At 60.6% G+C, this 12,537-nt stretch carries 14 protein-coding genes; 7 read left to right on the top strand and 7 right to left on the bottom strand.

Features of this window, described 5'->3' with window-relative positions; all coding sequences use genetic code 11:
- Positions 1–30 precede the first annotated feature (30 nt).
- The 6 genes from BLW36_RS05340 to BLW36_RS05370 form a co-directional block, all read right to left on the bottom strand.
- The gene (locus BLW36_RS05340; protein WP_170833123.1) at positions 31–348 is read right to left on the bottom strand and encodes a PepSY domain-containing protein; all 318 of its coding nucleotides are present in this window, start codon (positions 346–348) and stop codon (positions 31–33) included.
- Between the two features lie 62 nt (positions 349–410).
- Entirely contained in the window at positions 411–968 is a 558-nt protein-coding gene (locus BLW36_RS05345; RefSeq protein WP_091385881.1) for a glycine zipper 2TM domain-containing protein, read from the bottom strand.
- A gap of 73 nt (positions 969–1,041) precedes the next feature.
- On the bottom strand, positions 1,042–1,770 hold the full coding sequence (locus BLW36_RS05350) for an alpha/beta fold hydrolase (protein WP_091385883.1): 729 nt from the start codon (positions 1,768–1,770) through the stop codon (positions 1,042–1,044).
- Between the two features lie 349 nt (positions 1,771–2,119).
- On the bottom strand, positions 2,120–3,484 hold the full coding sequence (locus BLW36_RS05360) for an L-cystine transporter (RefSeq protein WP_091385887.1): 1,365 nt from the start codon (positions 3,482–3,484) through the stop codon (positions 2,120–2,122).
- An 89-nt stretch (positions 3,485–3,573) separates the two neighbouring features.
- Positions 3,574–4,023, bottom strand: a complete 450-nt coding sequence (locus BLW36_RS05365; RefSeq protein WP_091385889.1) for a TlpA family protein disulfide reductase — start codon at positions 4,021–4,023, stop codon at positions 3,574–3,576.
- Entirely contained in the window at positions 3,965–5,368 is a 1,404-nt protein-coding gene (locus tag BLW36_RS05370; protein WP_091385891.1) for a YihY family inner membrane protein, read from the bottom strand. The genes BLW36_RS05365 and BLW36_RS05370 overlap by 59 nt, the downstream gene beginning before the upstream one ends.
- Before the next feature lie 231 nt (positions 5,369–5,599).
- Between BLW36_RS05370 and arsC the strand changes: the two genes are divergently transcribed.
- The 5 genes from arsC (at position 5,600) to BLW36_RS05395 (ending at position 9,795) form a co-directional block, all read left to right on the top strand.
- Entirely contained in the window at positions 5,600–5,944 is a 345-nt protein-coding gene (gene arsC / locus BLW36_RS05375) for an arsenate reductase (glutaredoxin) (protein ID WP_091385893.1), read from the top strand.
- A complete protein-coding gene (gene wrbA / locus BLW36_RS05380) occupies positions 5,944–6,579 on the top strand; it encodes an NAD(P)H:quinone oxidoreductase (protein ID WP_244506137.1) in 636 nt (211 codons plus the stop codon). The genes arsC and wrbA overlap by 1 nt, the downstream gene beginning before the upstream one ends.
- A complete protein-coding gene (locus tag BLW36_RS05385; protein WP_091385895.1) occupies positions 6,576–6,923 on the top strand; it encodes a DUF2069 domain-containing protein in 348 nt (115 codons plus the stop codon). The genes wrbA and BLW36_RS05385 overlap by 4 nt, the downstream gene beginning before the upstream one ends.
- 89 nt (positions 6,924–7,012) lie before the next feature.
- Entirely contained in the window at positions 7,013–8,872 is a 1,860-nt protein-coding gene (sppA, locus tag BLW36_RS05390) for a signal peptide peptidase SppA (RefSeq protein WP_091385897.1), read from the top strand.
- 209 nt (positions 8,873–9,081) lie between these two features.
- Positions 9,082–9,795, top strand: a complete 714-nt coding sequence (locus BLW36_RS05395; RefSeq protein ID WP_091385899.1) for a glycine zipper 2TM domain-containing protein — start codon at positions 9,082–9,084, stop codon at positions 9,793–9,795.
- 24 nt (positions 9,796–9,819) lie between these two features.
- Here BLW36_RS05395 and BLW36_RS17485 read toward each other — a convergent pair whose 3' ends face one another.
- Positions 9,820–10,116: a DUF3175 domain-containing protein gene (locus tag BLW36_RS17485; RefSeq protein ID WP_244506138.1), complete on the bottom strand. Its 297-nt coding sequence runs from the start codon at positions 10,114–10,116 to the stop codon at positions 9,820–9,822.
- Positions 10,117–10,374: 258 nt separating this feature from the next.
- Between BLW36_RS17485 and BLW36_RS05405 the strand changes: the two genes are divergently transcribed.
- Together BLW36_RS05405 and BLW36_RS05410 are read left to right on the top strand one after the other, a co-directional pair.
- Positions 10,375–11,250 (top strand): HAD-IIB family hydrolase, encoded by an 876-nt coding sequence (locus BLW36_RS05405; protein ID WP_170833124.1) that lies wholly within the window; start codon positions 10,375–10,377, stop codon positions 11,248–11,250.
- Between the two features lie 57 nt (positions 11,251–11,307).
- Positions 11,308–12,531, top strand: coding sequence for a glycosyltransferase family protein (locus tag BLW36_RS05410; RefSeq protein WP_091385905.1), 1,224 nt, complete (start codon positions 11,308–11,310; stop codon positions 12,529–12,531).
- Positions 12,532–12,537: the final 6 nt, after the last annotated feature.

Below are 12,537 nucleotides of genomic sequence, written 5' to 3' on the forward strand. Positions count from 1 at the left end.
TGTCGGTACAGCGTCTTTCAGGCGCAATCGTTAACGCGAAATGCGCCCGCTCTGCTTGTCCACATAGACCACATAGACCTGGCTTTTATCCGAAAGTCCCTTGACCCGATACATACTGCGGCCGTTTTTCTGCACTTCGGAGATCGCCAGGATCTTGCCGCCATAGCGCCGCTTCACGATGGCTGCAGCCTGATCGCGGGAGATTTCCTTCCGCTGAACCCGCAGATACTCCGGCTGGAATCCTTCCCGGTCATATGCGACTCCGGCCTGCAGAGGCAGGGAGAAGATGCCGAGCAGCAATACGACTACAACTTGGGTCGGCCGAAATGCGGCGCAGATTAATTTCACGGTGCGGCTCCTGTGGGTTACCGTAATTCGATCCTTCGGGTTTAACTCTGTCTGTTACCGGATTAAAACGCCGGTGAGACATCGACGCGAACCCTGATTCTATCGCCGGGATGCTGGTCGGTGCGAGTCAGATACTCGCGGCCATTATAGCGATAGCGCACGTCGTAGCCGACCAGCTCGCGACGGGTGGTGAAATCGTCCACCACCTGGCAGCGCTGCTCGGTCACATACTGAACCGGCGCATTCGCACGGCTGATCTGACTGCCCACCAGCGCGCCGACCGCGGCACCCGCTACGGTGGATGCACCGCGGTGATGACGGCGGTAGTGCCGGCCGTGGCCGCCGGCTTTGTTGCCGATAGCCGCGCCGATCAGGCCGCCGATCACCGCACCGGCCGGTGAGCCGGGCTGTTGGTAGGCCACCTGCTGGTCCCAGCACTCGGTGCGCGGCGTGCGCACCTGCACATCGGTGTAGATTGGCGTGACCGCGGTGACCCGGGCGAAATCGTAACCGTCGCCGTAATCCGGGTAATAGCCTCTGTCCCCGGCGCTAGCCCAGGCGCTGAACCCGACCAGGCCGGCCACCAGGACGCCGGCAATCAGTTGTTTGTAGAGTTGCATGATCCGTCTCCCATTGATCATCGATGGGCGTACTTTAGTGGGGGATGACTGAATCGAACCTGAACCCGAGGGCTCAAGGCGTGGCGCCAGTAAGAGGTGTGTCCAGCCACAGTTGGATCTCTTCCGCGAGAGCCTGAGGCCGTTCCAAAGGCAGCATATGCCCGGCGCCCGGGACCTGCGTGACCCGCAGTCCGGGGCAGCGCCGCTGCAGATTCTCGAGCCACTGCCGGTTGACCAGTGTATCTTCCTCGCCGAAACAGAAAGTGGTCGGCGCCGCCAACGCGACCAGCTCGCCGGCCAGGTCGGCGCGCTCGCTGGTGGCGCGCAATTGCGCCACCAGCGCCCCCTCCCCGAGAGTGGCATCCATTTCGCGCATGATGTCAGTGATCTCCCTCCTGTTCCGGTTTCCCGGCGCCAGCATGGCTGCTATCTTGCGGTCGCTGATTCCGCTGTAGCCGTGGCGCTCCACCCAGTCCAGCAGCTGCCGACGCTGCCGCAACTCAACCTCTGGCAGCGCGCGCGGTGTGTTTGCACAGATAAACAACCGCGTTATACGCTCCGGGTGAGCCGCCGCCAGGGCAGCGGCAAGGTAACCGCCGAGAGAAAAACCAAGCAGGTTAATCGGGGCGGCGGGTAACTGCGCAACCAGCCCTGCCACCAGCTCTGTGATACTTTCCCCTGGAGGGATCGGTAGGTGCCGCGGCTGCTGCTCCTCCAGCAAGGGCCACAGATAGCGCCACAGGCGCTCGTCACACATGGTGCCGGGTATCATGTAGAGCGGTGTTTCAGAGCAATCAGACATAACTTTCCTCCCGCCGCCGCTTCAGGGGTTTACGAAGCATCTGCCAGCGCTCGTCAGACAACGCGTGCCAGTCGGCCTCGAAATGCCGCAGCACTCGCTGCTCGTCACTAGCAAGCTCCTTCCACGCGGCCACCTTCGCGATCCTGTCCGTTTTCGATTCGGTCGCCACTGTCCGCAGAAGGGGCGCGGACGACAGAAAAGTGATGGAGAAAATTTGAGGTCGCAAGCAAACCTTTCACTTTTTGTTCCCTTTTCGCATTCAGACTAACCAGAGCTGGTTAAGACGCTTCACTGACCTATAGCGTCGCCCTGCAATTTCGATTTACGAGGGGAACAAAAGCTTTCTCGGCTAGCCTTCAATGATTTCCGCACCCGGCACCTCGTCGCCAAGCCAGCGCTGGGTCAGGGTACCCGCGGTCATGGCCCCGTTGACGTTGAGCGCGGTGCGCGCCATGTCGATCAGCGGCTCCACCGAAATCAGCAGCGCGGCAATGGTCACCGGCAGGCCCATGGCCGGCAGCACCACCAGTGCGGCAAAAGTGGCCCCGCCACCGACACCGGCGATACCGAAGGAACTGATCACCACCACGGCCACCAGCGTGGCCAGCCACACCGGATCCAGCACATTGATGCCCATGGGTACCGCCACCATCACCGCCAGCATCGCCGGGTAGATGCCGGCACAGCCATTCTGACCGATGGTCGCACCGAAGGAAGCGGAAAAATTGGCGATGGCCGGCGAATTGCGCAGCTCGTCCACCTGGGTTTCCACGTTCAGTGGAATGGTGGCGGCGCTGGAACGGGAACTGAATGCGAACACCAATACCGGCCATACCTTGGCGAAATAATGCAGCGGGCCGATTCCGTTGACCAGCAGCAGCAGTCCGTGCACCAGGAACATGATCGCGATCGCGGCGAAGGATGCCAGTACGAAGTTAAACAGGTTAACGATATCCGCCCAGCTGGAATTGGCAATCAGGCTCGCGACCAGGGCCATCACACCGTAGGGAGTGAATGCCATAATCAGCCGCACCAGCTTCATGACCCAAACCTGAGCCACATGCACGAAGCGCTCTATCTGCGCGCCCTCTTCCGGAAACTCCCGGCGCACCGCCAGTGCCGCCAGTCCCAGCAAAACCGCAAACACCACCACGGCGATCACCGAGGTGTCTCGCGCACCGGCCAGGTCCGCAAAAATATTCTTCGGGATGAAAGACGTCAGCATTTCCGGAATGCTTAAATCGGTCACCCGGCCGATGCGCTCGTTCAGCTCCGTCACCCGCGCCGCTTCCCGCGCGCCCTCGACCAGTCCGGCCGCGGAGAGGCCGAACAGCTTCGCCATCGCGACACCGACCAGCGCCGCAATCGCGGTGGTTCCCAGTAGCACCGCCAGCACCGAAACGCTGATTTTCCCCAGCGCTTGAGTATGGCTCACCTTGACCACCGCGGCGAGAATGGAGATTAGCACCAGCGGCATCACCAGCAGGTGCAAAAGATTGACATAGCTGTCACCGACCATCTCTATCCACGGCAGCACTTCCGCCGGCACCGCGCCCCAGCCACGGGCCAGCTGCAGCAGTCCACCGAACAGCAACCCCAGCAACAGACCGGCGAATACCGCCGGTGCCAGCGACTCACGGCTGCGGTGCCAGCGGTGCAATGGCCAGAGCAGCAGGGCGAAGAAAAGCAGCAGAAATAGCGAACTGATATGCATGATTTGCGGATCCCACTCCGGGCAATCTGGAAAACGGCGGCATGCTAGCAGCGGCGCGCCGGTCTCCTATAGTTGTATTCGTTATAAATTTATAAGCGGCTCTGCTTCAGCGCCGCCCGGAGGCTTTCTTCCGTCTGCGGCCCGACCAGCGTCTGCCGCCACTCGCCGTCGGCGCCGATGATAAATGTGGTGGGAAGGACTTCGGGCCGTGGCTGTCCCCAGCGCCCCGCAGGCTCCGCAGCCAGCACCGGAAATTCGATACCCAGCTTTGCAGCCTGTGCGGCGATGGTTGCCGCCGGCAACTGATCATAATTGACACCGACCACCTGCACCCCCGCATCGCCGCCGGCCAGGTGATTTAGCTCGGGAATCTCCTCGCGACAGGGTTTGCACCATTCGGCCCAATAGTTGACCAGCAGAACCTTGCCCGAGGGCTCAATACTTTCGCCATCGATGGTAGCCAGCTCACCGGCACCATCGCTACACGCGCTTATTGCGGCGGCTAACCACAGACAGGCTACCGACCGAATTATCGTCATCTTTCGCGTTACCACTGCTGGACCCACTCCTGGCACCTCCGCGCTTGTTATTTTTTTTTACACTCTTCTTTTTTGCCGCATCACCGCCAGTCTCAGCACCGTCTGCTGCATTATTTGCGGAGCTGTCCTGCTCCGCAGCCTGGCGAAAAAGTTCACCGAGATCCAGCGCCAGCTGTTCACTGGAAAAACCCTGCGCCTCGGCGAAGCGTTGTTCCACTTCCCCGTACCAGGGATGGCCCTGCAGCTCGCGATGGCTGTGGCGGGGAATCGGGGCCGGGTTCATCCAGGTAACCAGATCCATTAGCGAAATGGTATCCAGGTCCCGCTGCAAGACAAAATCATTGCGTTCAGTCTGTGTAATGACTTTGTGATCCTGCAGCACCTGGCGGATACGTCGCCACTGAGCCGGTTTGATACCGGCGCGGGAAATATCCTGATCACGCACTGGCTGACCATGCTGGTACTTCTTGAAAAACTCCCACAGCAGCACCAGGGTCGCCACCACATCCGAATACTTCCTGCCCTGTGTCGCCGCATGATAAACCGACAGCGTGCGCACCAGCACGCAACCGGCCAGTACGATCATCCACATCAGGTAGATCCAGATCAGGAACAGCGGCACGAAGGCGAAGGCGCCGTAAATGGCCTGCACCGAACTACGTGCGACCATCACCCCAAACAGGTACTTGGCGGCCTCAAAGGCAAACGCGGTAACCACCCCACCCACGAGACCATGGCGAAGCGGCACGCGGCCATTCGGCACCGCGATAAACAGCAGGGTGAAGGCGATGGCGGTAAATACCAGCGGCAACACCCGCAACGCGATCGGCAGCAGGCCGAGTGTATCGCCCTCGGGCAGGAACATTTTCTGCGAGATCAAATAGGTGGTCGCAGCCAGGCCGGCGCCGAGCAGGATCGGCCCCAGACTGAGAATGGCCCAGTAGAGCAGAAAGCTGGAGACACCGCTGCGGCCGCGGGGAATATCCCAGATCGCGTTGAAGGTCTCTTCGATATTGCGCAGCATCAACCCCGAGGTGACCAGCAGTATGGCGATACCGGCACCGGTCAGGCGCTGAGCCTGGGCGGAGAAGCTATTAATGTAGTCCTGTACCTCGCGCCCGCTCTCCGGCACGAAGTGGGAAAAAATCTGCTCCTGCAGTTTACTTTCGAGCCCGGCAAAATCCGGAAACAGCGACAGCATCGCGTAGCTGACGGTGACCAGTGGCACTATCGCAAATAGCGTCATGTAGGTCAGCGCTGCGGCACTCTGGCGGCAGTTCTTTTCGTTAAATAATGTCCACAGGGACGTGGCAAAACGTCGCCAGCGATGCACCAGTTCCGTCATGGTGATTTCCGTGTTGTTGTCAGTCAGTGTGGGCCATCCGCGGCGGCCCGCGCCGGCTGTGTGAAAACTCTGACCAGGGCGAACCACTAATACTAATCGAGATACAATGCGCCTGCCGCCCGCTGGCCGCGCCGCATACCGCTCCGGCGCCTCGCCCGGCAGCAGGACGTCTTAGAACTCGCAAACTCAATTCGGTTAGAATACGCGAAACATTAACAGGATACCGCCGCAATGTGGACGATTTACCACAACCCCCGCTGTTCAAAATCTCGCCAGACACTGCAACTACTGCAGGAAAACGGCATTGAGCCGGAAGTGGTTCTTTACCTGGAAAACCCGCCGTCCAGGGACACCCTGGCCGAGTTACTGCAGAAACTCGGCATTAGTGCCCGCGAACTGCTGCGCACCGGTGAGGACGCCTATAAACAGCTGCAACTGAAAGACAAGAGCCTCGACGAAGCGCAGCTGCTCGACGCGATGGTACAGCACCCGATTCTGATCCAGCGCCCCATCGTGGTTAAAGGCAACAAGGCTGTGCTGGGGCGGCCGCCGGAAAATGTGCTGGAGCTGCTTTGATGGCACAGCCAGACATGCAACGGGATAGTGAAGCCTATGTGCTGATCCTTTATTACAGCCGCACCGGCTCCACTGCCCGGATGGCTGCCGAACTGGCCCGGGGCGTCGAATCCGCCGGAATCGCGGCGCGCTTGCGCACGGTACCCACCGTCTCCCCGGACACCACTGCCAGCCTGCCGCCGGTGCCCGATGAGGGGGCGCCCTATTGCACGATGGACGAACTGCGCGACTGCGCAGGGCTGCTGCTCGGCAGCCCGACCCGCTTCGGCAATATGGCTTCCCCGCTGCGCTATTTTCTCGACCAGACCAGCGATATGTGGTTGGACGGCAGCCTCGCGGGCAAACCCGCTGCGGTGTTCACCTCCACCGGCAGCCTGCACGGCGGCCAGGAGACCACGCTGATCTCGATGATACTGCCGCTGTTGCACCACGGCATGCTGATCACCGGCATCCCCTATTCCGAATCCGCACTGATGCATACCAGGAGCGGCGGCACCCCCTACGGTGCATCCCACTGGGCCGGCGGCAACGACGGCGAACTGAGCAAAGACGAGGTAACCCTGTGCCGAGCGTTGGGCACCCGCCTCGGCAAGCTAGCGCTCAACCTCAATTGCAACCCGGAGAAGACTGCGTGAATCAACCCATCCCACGCAAACTGCAGATAGCACGGCGCCTGAACTGGATCTGTTATATCGGGCTGTTGCTGCTGTTCGCGGTCTGGAACCTGTTTCTGCCGGGCGGCTCCATCAAGTGGTGGCTGCTGCAGACAGTGCCGCTGCTATTGGTGCTGCCGGGACTGGCAAAAGGCCACTACCGCAGCTACCTGTGGCTCTGTTTTATCCTGCTTCTCTATATAACCGCCAGCATTGTCGACGTAATGATGCCCGGCCGCGGCTGGCAGCATGGCGTATTATTGGTGTTAAGCCTTACCCTATTCTTCTCTGCGATGATGACCAGCCGCTGGCAGCGTATGCAGTAAGACCCGGCATCACTGGCGTCCGCCATTGGTTCCGAACGCAAATTGTGCAAAATGTGGCCGTTCGCCCCTGCGCTAAGGAGTATTGAGGTTTGACCGACACCACGCATCAAAAAGGATTTATCCGCCGCTTCTTTGGCGCCATCGGTGGCGCCGTCACCTGGTTGCGCCGCGTATTTACCAACCTGCTGTTCCTGTTGCTGCTGTTGTTTATCGGCATCGCCATTTTCGGCAAGGAAGAGCGGCTGACCATCCCCCAGGGCGCCGCATTGAAAGTCGCGCCCAGCGGATTCCTGGTCGACGAGGTTTCACAGCCAAGCGTCTTGCCGGCCTTTCTCGGCGGCCCTCCGGGCCCGGTAGAAGTGCGCGTCAAGGACCTGGTGGATGCCATCGACAGTGCCGCCAAGGACAACCGCATTTCGTCTCTGGTGCTGGAACTCGATTACCTGATGGGCGGCAACCTGAGCAAGCTGGAGGAAGTGGGCGCCGCACTGCAGCGTTTCAAGGCCGCCGACAAGCCGATCTACGCGGTTGGCGACAATTACACCCAGGCCCAGTATTTCCTTGCCAGCCACGCCGACACAATCTATCTGAATCCGATGGGTTCAGTGCTGCTCACTGGTTTCGGCGCCTACCGCAACTACTACAAGAGCGCGCTGGACAAGCTCAAGGTCAACTTTCACGTGTTTCGCGTGGGTGATTACAAAGATTTTATCGAGCCCTTTACCCGCGACGACATGTCCCCGGCCTCACGGGAAAACAACCAGCGCTGGCTGCACGAACTCTGGGGCGAATACACAGAGCAGGTTACCGGCCTGCGCAACCTGCCGCCGGAAAGCATCGATGCCTTTATCGAAGAGTTGCCGCAAAACCTGCAGCAGCATGGCGGCAGTTGGGCCGAGGCCGCACTCGCGAACAAGCTGGTGGACCAGCTGGCCAGTCGCCGCGTCGTCATCAATGAGCTGCGGGAAACCATCGGCGTGGAAGATAAGAAGGCGGGCTATAAGTCCATCGACGCCCTCGCCTACCTGCGCAACCAGAAACTTACCCAGATTCCGACTCCCGGCGCGGGCAAGGTCGGGCTGATCTCCGCCAGTGGCGCCATCGTCGACGGTGAGGCACCGGCGGGACAGATCGGCAGTGAAACCCTCGGCAAACTGATCGCCAAAGCACGTGAGAAAAAAGTCGCCGCGCTGGTACTGCGTATCGACAGCGGCGGCGGCTCCGCCTTCGCCTCCGAGGCCATACGCCAGGAATTGCTCGCCACCCGCGAGGCGAATATTCCGGTGGTTATCTCCATGGGCAGCGTGGCCGCTTCCGGCGGCTACTGGATTGCCACTGGCGGCGATCGCATCTGGGCGTCCCCGTCCACCATTACCGGCTCCATCGGCGTATTTGGCGCCTTCCCTACTTTCGAGGACTCCCTGGAGAGTATCGGCATCTATAACGACGGTATCGGCACCTCCGAGCTGGCCGGCACCATGCGCCTCGACCGCGCACTGCCGGAGGCGGCCGCGAGCATCTTGCAGCAGGGCGTCGAAAACACCTACGCCCGCTTCCTGCGAATCGTCGCCGAAGCGCGAGGCAGCACCCCCAAGGAAGTGCACAAGATCGCCCAGGGCCAGGTGTGGACCGGCCGCACCGCTCGCCAGCTGGGATTGGTTGATGAACTGGGCAACCTCAACGAGGCGATCACCGATGCCGCACAGCTGGCCGAGCTGGAGCGCTACGAGGTGATGGAAATCCAGCGTGAGCTGACACCCGCCGAACGCTTTCTGCGCGCACTGTCGGACAATGTCGATGCCCGCATCGCCGCCAGCGTGGAGGCCAACCTGCCGCTCGGCGCCTGGCTGTCCAGCCTGCATCCGGCGCTGGCCCCGCTAGCCGAATTGCACAGCTACCGCGATCCGCGCGCCCTCTACGTGCGCTGCCTGGCCTGCCTGGCGCCCTGAGAAAGCACTTTTCCCCCGGGAGCGGCCCACGAGGCTGCTCCCGCCATGCATTCCTCCCCATTGCCATTCAGCACCGATTCAGTGGCGAAAGGCAAAACTACTCCCAAGTTGTGATTCATCCCCCCTCGTGCATTGCGGACAGGTGGTAGCATCGCTGTCACTCAATCCTCCGGCGGGATCCAGATCCACAACACATTCAGGAGAGAAATATGCATAAGTTAAAAATCTTCGCCGCTTTCGCCATCGCCAGCAGTCTGGCGGCCGCCACCTATGCCGACCCGCCCGAGGGTCGCGGCTGGAAGAAACACCGCAAACACGATCGCTATGTCGCCAAAGAGGAATACTGGGACGGCAATTGCAAGGTGGAGCGCAAGTGGGAAGCCGACGGCGATTACAAGGAAGAACGCAAGTGCAAAGCAGTCCATCACCATAGCCGGCCAGTCGCCCAGGTAGTGGTGCTGCCGCCCTGGTTTGACCGGCGTGAAGAGGAACCCGTCTACCAGCCGGAGTGGCGCCCTGCCCCCCAGCCGCGGGCCGCACGCTGTAACAGCGACAAGGTTGGCGCAGTACTCGGCGGCATAGTCGGCGGCGTGCTCGGCAACCAGATTGGCGGTGGCGACGGCAAGAAGCTGGCCACTCTGGGCGGTGCAATCGCCGGCGTGTTGATCGGTGGCAAGGTCGGTGAACGTATGGACAGCCGCAACCAGGCCTGTGTGGGCCAGGCGCTCGAGTTCGCTCCTGAGGGTCAGCGCATCACCTGGCAGGACGGCGGACAGAACTACGCGGTGACTCCGGGTGCGGTGGAAAAACGCGGAGACCGTTACTGCCGCAGTTTCACCGCAGAGGTCCAGAGCGGCGAATATCCCCAGGCCACCCAAGGCGCCGCCTGTCGCCGGCCGGACGGAACCTGGGTGCAGTTATAAGGCAGCGTTTGGTACCGGGCGCAGTCAGCGCTTGGCTGGCGCCCGGTCAAACAGTTTACGCAATTCCTGCTTGGCGGCTTCCAGCCGCCTGCGCTGATCTTCCGGCAGCTTGCGCCCGGCGCGATTGATATAGAAAGTAAGCATCGACATCGCCGAGCGATATGGATCCGCCTTGCGTCGCTCACTGCGCTCCGCCGAGCGTTTCAGCGACCTGGCGATCGCACGGGGATCCCGCAAGGTAAAAACACCGGGCTCCAGATCCAGCGCATCGCTGGTCTCGGTCACCCGCTGCGACCAGCGCTTCGATTTCGCCTGTGTCACGTCACAACCTCCTGTCGCATGCCCTGCCACTCCGAACCGGTCACTCTGAAAATGTACTGTGTCGTACAGACAATCGCCAAGATGCGCACCATTCTGGTGCACAGCAAAGCCCGTCGAGCTCCACGAGTCCCACACTGAGGCAGTTTGTCCCCGGCGAACTGGCCATTCCGCTCTATCGATGCCGAAGTTGTAATTTCTGGCGCCAACTGACAGCGCCAGCGCGTGTCCCTGACTCATAATTCCCAACTGGCACTATTTTTGGATCTAAAGATTCAGGAAGCGCAAATAGCCCCGGCGATGACACAAAACAACTCTATCAGTGGCCACTGGCTGATTGTCAGTGACCTGGACGGCACGCTGCTGGACCACTACGACTATTCTCACGGTCCCGTGGACGACCTGCTGCGCAGGCTGGAACTGCGGCAGACGCCGGTGATCCTGAACAGCAGCAAGACGCTCCCGGAAATGCTCGAACTGCGGCGCCAGCTGCACAACCGCCACCCGTTCATCGTTGAAAATGGCTCGGCTGTTTTTATTCCCGCGGACTATTTCCCCGAAATGCCCGACTGTGCGCGCGAGCGGGACGAATTCTGGGTCATCGAAACCGGCGTGCCGAGAGGGCAACTTCTCGAATTCCTGCAGGCGGATGCCGCGGAACACGACGCACCCTATCTGAGCTTTGCGAGGGCCTCCTGCGAAGAAATCGTGGACGCCACCGGGCTGACGCCGGAGCAGGCCTTGGCGGCGCAGCGTCGCGATTATTCAGAGCCACTCCTGTGGCGTGGCAGTGAAGAGGAAAAACAGGCATTTGTCTCCCGTGTCAGCGCGGCCGGCTTATCCACCCTTCAGGGTGGCCGTTTTCTGCACCTGCTCGGCACCACCGACAAAGGTGGCGCGACACTCAAGCTGATGGAGTGCTATCGCAACTATCGCGACACGGATTACCGCCTGATCGCCGCCGGCGACAGCCCCAACGATCTCGATATGCTGCGAGTGGCGGACATTGCGGTCATTATCCGCGCGCCGCATCGCCAGCCACCCCAATTGCAGGCGCGGGCCGGGCAGCGAGTGATAGTCAGTGACGCCGTCGGCCCCGAGGGCTGGCGGGAAACAATAGGACAACTATTTCCATAACAGGCAGTTACAGCGCGAGAAAACGTGAAATCCCGATAATCCGATCAGGAGCACCCAGTGACCGACTTTTTCCAAAATGGATCCATCACCACGCTGCACAACCTCTCCAAGCGTCCGCTGGAGGAAATGGAGCGCGAGCTGATGGAATTCTCACGCCAGCGTCCCATGTCGCTGTTGTTACCATCGCTCTACTCGGAACTGGAGGGCGAGGCGCTGCCTCGAATTCTCGATCAGCTGGCGCAAGTACCCTATTTGTCGGAGATAGTGATCGGCCTCGATCGCGCCGACGAAACCCAGTACCGGGACGCGCTGGTCCAGTTCACGCGCCTGCCACAGCATGTGCGCGTGCTGTGGAACGACGGACCGCGCCTGCGGGAACTGGACGCGAAGCTGCAGGAGCGCGGTCTCGCACCGGTCGAGCCCGGCAAGGGGCGCAACGTCTGGTACTGTCTCGGCTATATCCTCGCGTCCGGCAAGGGGGAAGCCGTCGCCCTGCACGACTGCGATATCCTGACCTATGACAGGATGCTGTTGGCGCGGCTGTTCTATCCGGTTGCCAACCCCAATTTCAGCTATGAATTCTGCAAGGGATATTACTCCCGTGTCGCCGCCAGCAAGATCAACGGCCGCGTCTGCCGGCTGCTGGTGACGCCGCTGATCCGCACACTGATGAAGATCTACGGCCACACCGATTATCTTACCTATATGGACAGCTTCCGCTACGCACTTGCCGGGGAATTTTCCTTCCGCCGGGATGTAATCAACGATCTGCATATCCCCAGTGACTGGGGGCTGGAAATCGGCGTGCTGTCTGAGATGTACCGCAATTACTCCACCAACCATCTCTGCCAGGTAGATATTGCCCACGCCTACGACCACAAGCACCAGACAGTCTCCTTCAATGATGACCATGCCGGCCTATCGAAAATGTCGATCGATATCGCCAAGTCGCTATTCCGCAAGCTCGCCACTCAGGGCACCGTCTTTTCCAGCGAAATCTTCCGCTCGATCAAGGCAACCTACTTCCGCATCGCACTGGACTTCGTGGAGACCTACCGCAACGACGCTATTATCAATGGTCTGAATTTTGATATTCACCGCGAGGAACAGACGGTGGAACTGTTTGCCAAAAACCTGATGAAGGCCGGTCAAGCCTTCCTGGACAACCCCATGGAGACCCCCTTCATCCCCAGCTGGAGCCGCATCACCAGCGCCGCGCCGGGCTTCCTGCAGGAATTGCAGGCGGCAGTGGAGGCGGACTTCGAGGAATACAGCAACTAGCGACCG

It is taken from the genome of Microbulbifer marinus, assembly GCF_900107725.1.
In the GTDB taxonomy this organism is placed as follows: domain Bacteria; phylum Pseudomonadota; class Gammaproteobacteria; order Pseudomonadales; family Cellvibrionaceae; genus Microbulbifer; species Microbulbifer marinus.

Excerpts from the sequence above, each read along its gene's own strand:
- BLW36_RS05345 (WP_091385881.1), bottom strand. The coding sequence starts at position 968 with ATGCAACTCTACAAACAACTGATTGCCGGCGTCCTGGTGGCCGGCCTG.
- BLW36_RS05350 (WP_091385883.1), bottom strand. The coding sequence starts at position 1,770 with ATGTCTGATTGCTCTGAAACACCGCTCTACATGATACCCGGCACCATG.
- BLW36_RS05360 (WP_091385887.1), bottom strand. The coding sequence starts at position 3,484 with ATGCATATCAGTTCGCTATTTCTGCTGCTTTTCTTCGCCCTGCTGCTC.
- BLW36_RS05365 (WP_091385889.1), bottom strand. The coding sequence starts at position 4,023 with ATGACGATAATTCGGTCGGTAGCCTGTCTGTGGTTAGCCGCCGCAATA.
- BLW36_RS05370 (WP_091385891.1), bottom strand. The coding sequence starts at position 5,368 with ATGACGGAACTGGTGCATCGCTGGCGACGTTTTGCCACGTCCCTGTGG.
- arsC (WP_091385893.1), top strand. The coding sequence starts at position 5,600 with ATGTGGACGATTTACCACAACCCCCGCTGTTCAAAATCTCGCCAGACA.
- wrbA (WP_244506137.1), top strand. The coding sequence starts at position 5,944 with ATGGCACAGCCAGACATGCAACGGGATAGTGAAGCCTATGTGCTGATC.
- BLW36_RS05395 (WP_091385899.1), top strand. The coding sequence starts at position 9,082 with ATGCATAAGTTAAAAATCTTCGCCGCTTTCGCCATCGCCAGCAGTCTG.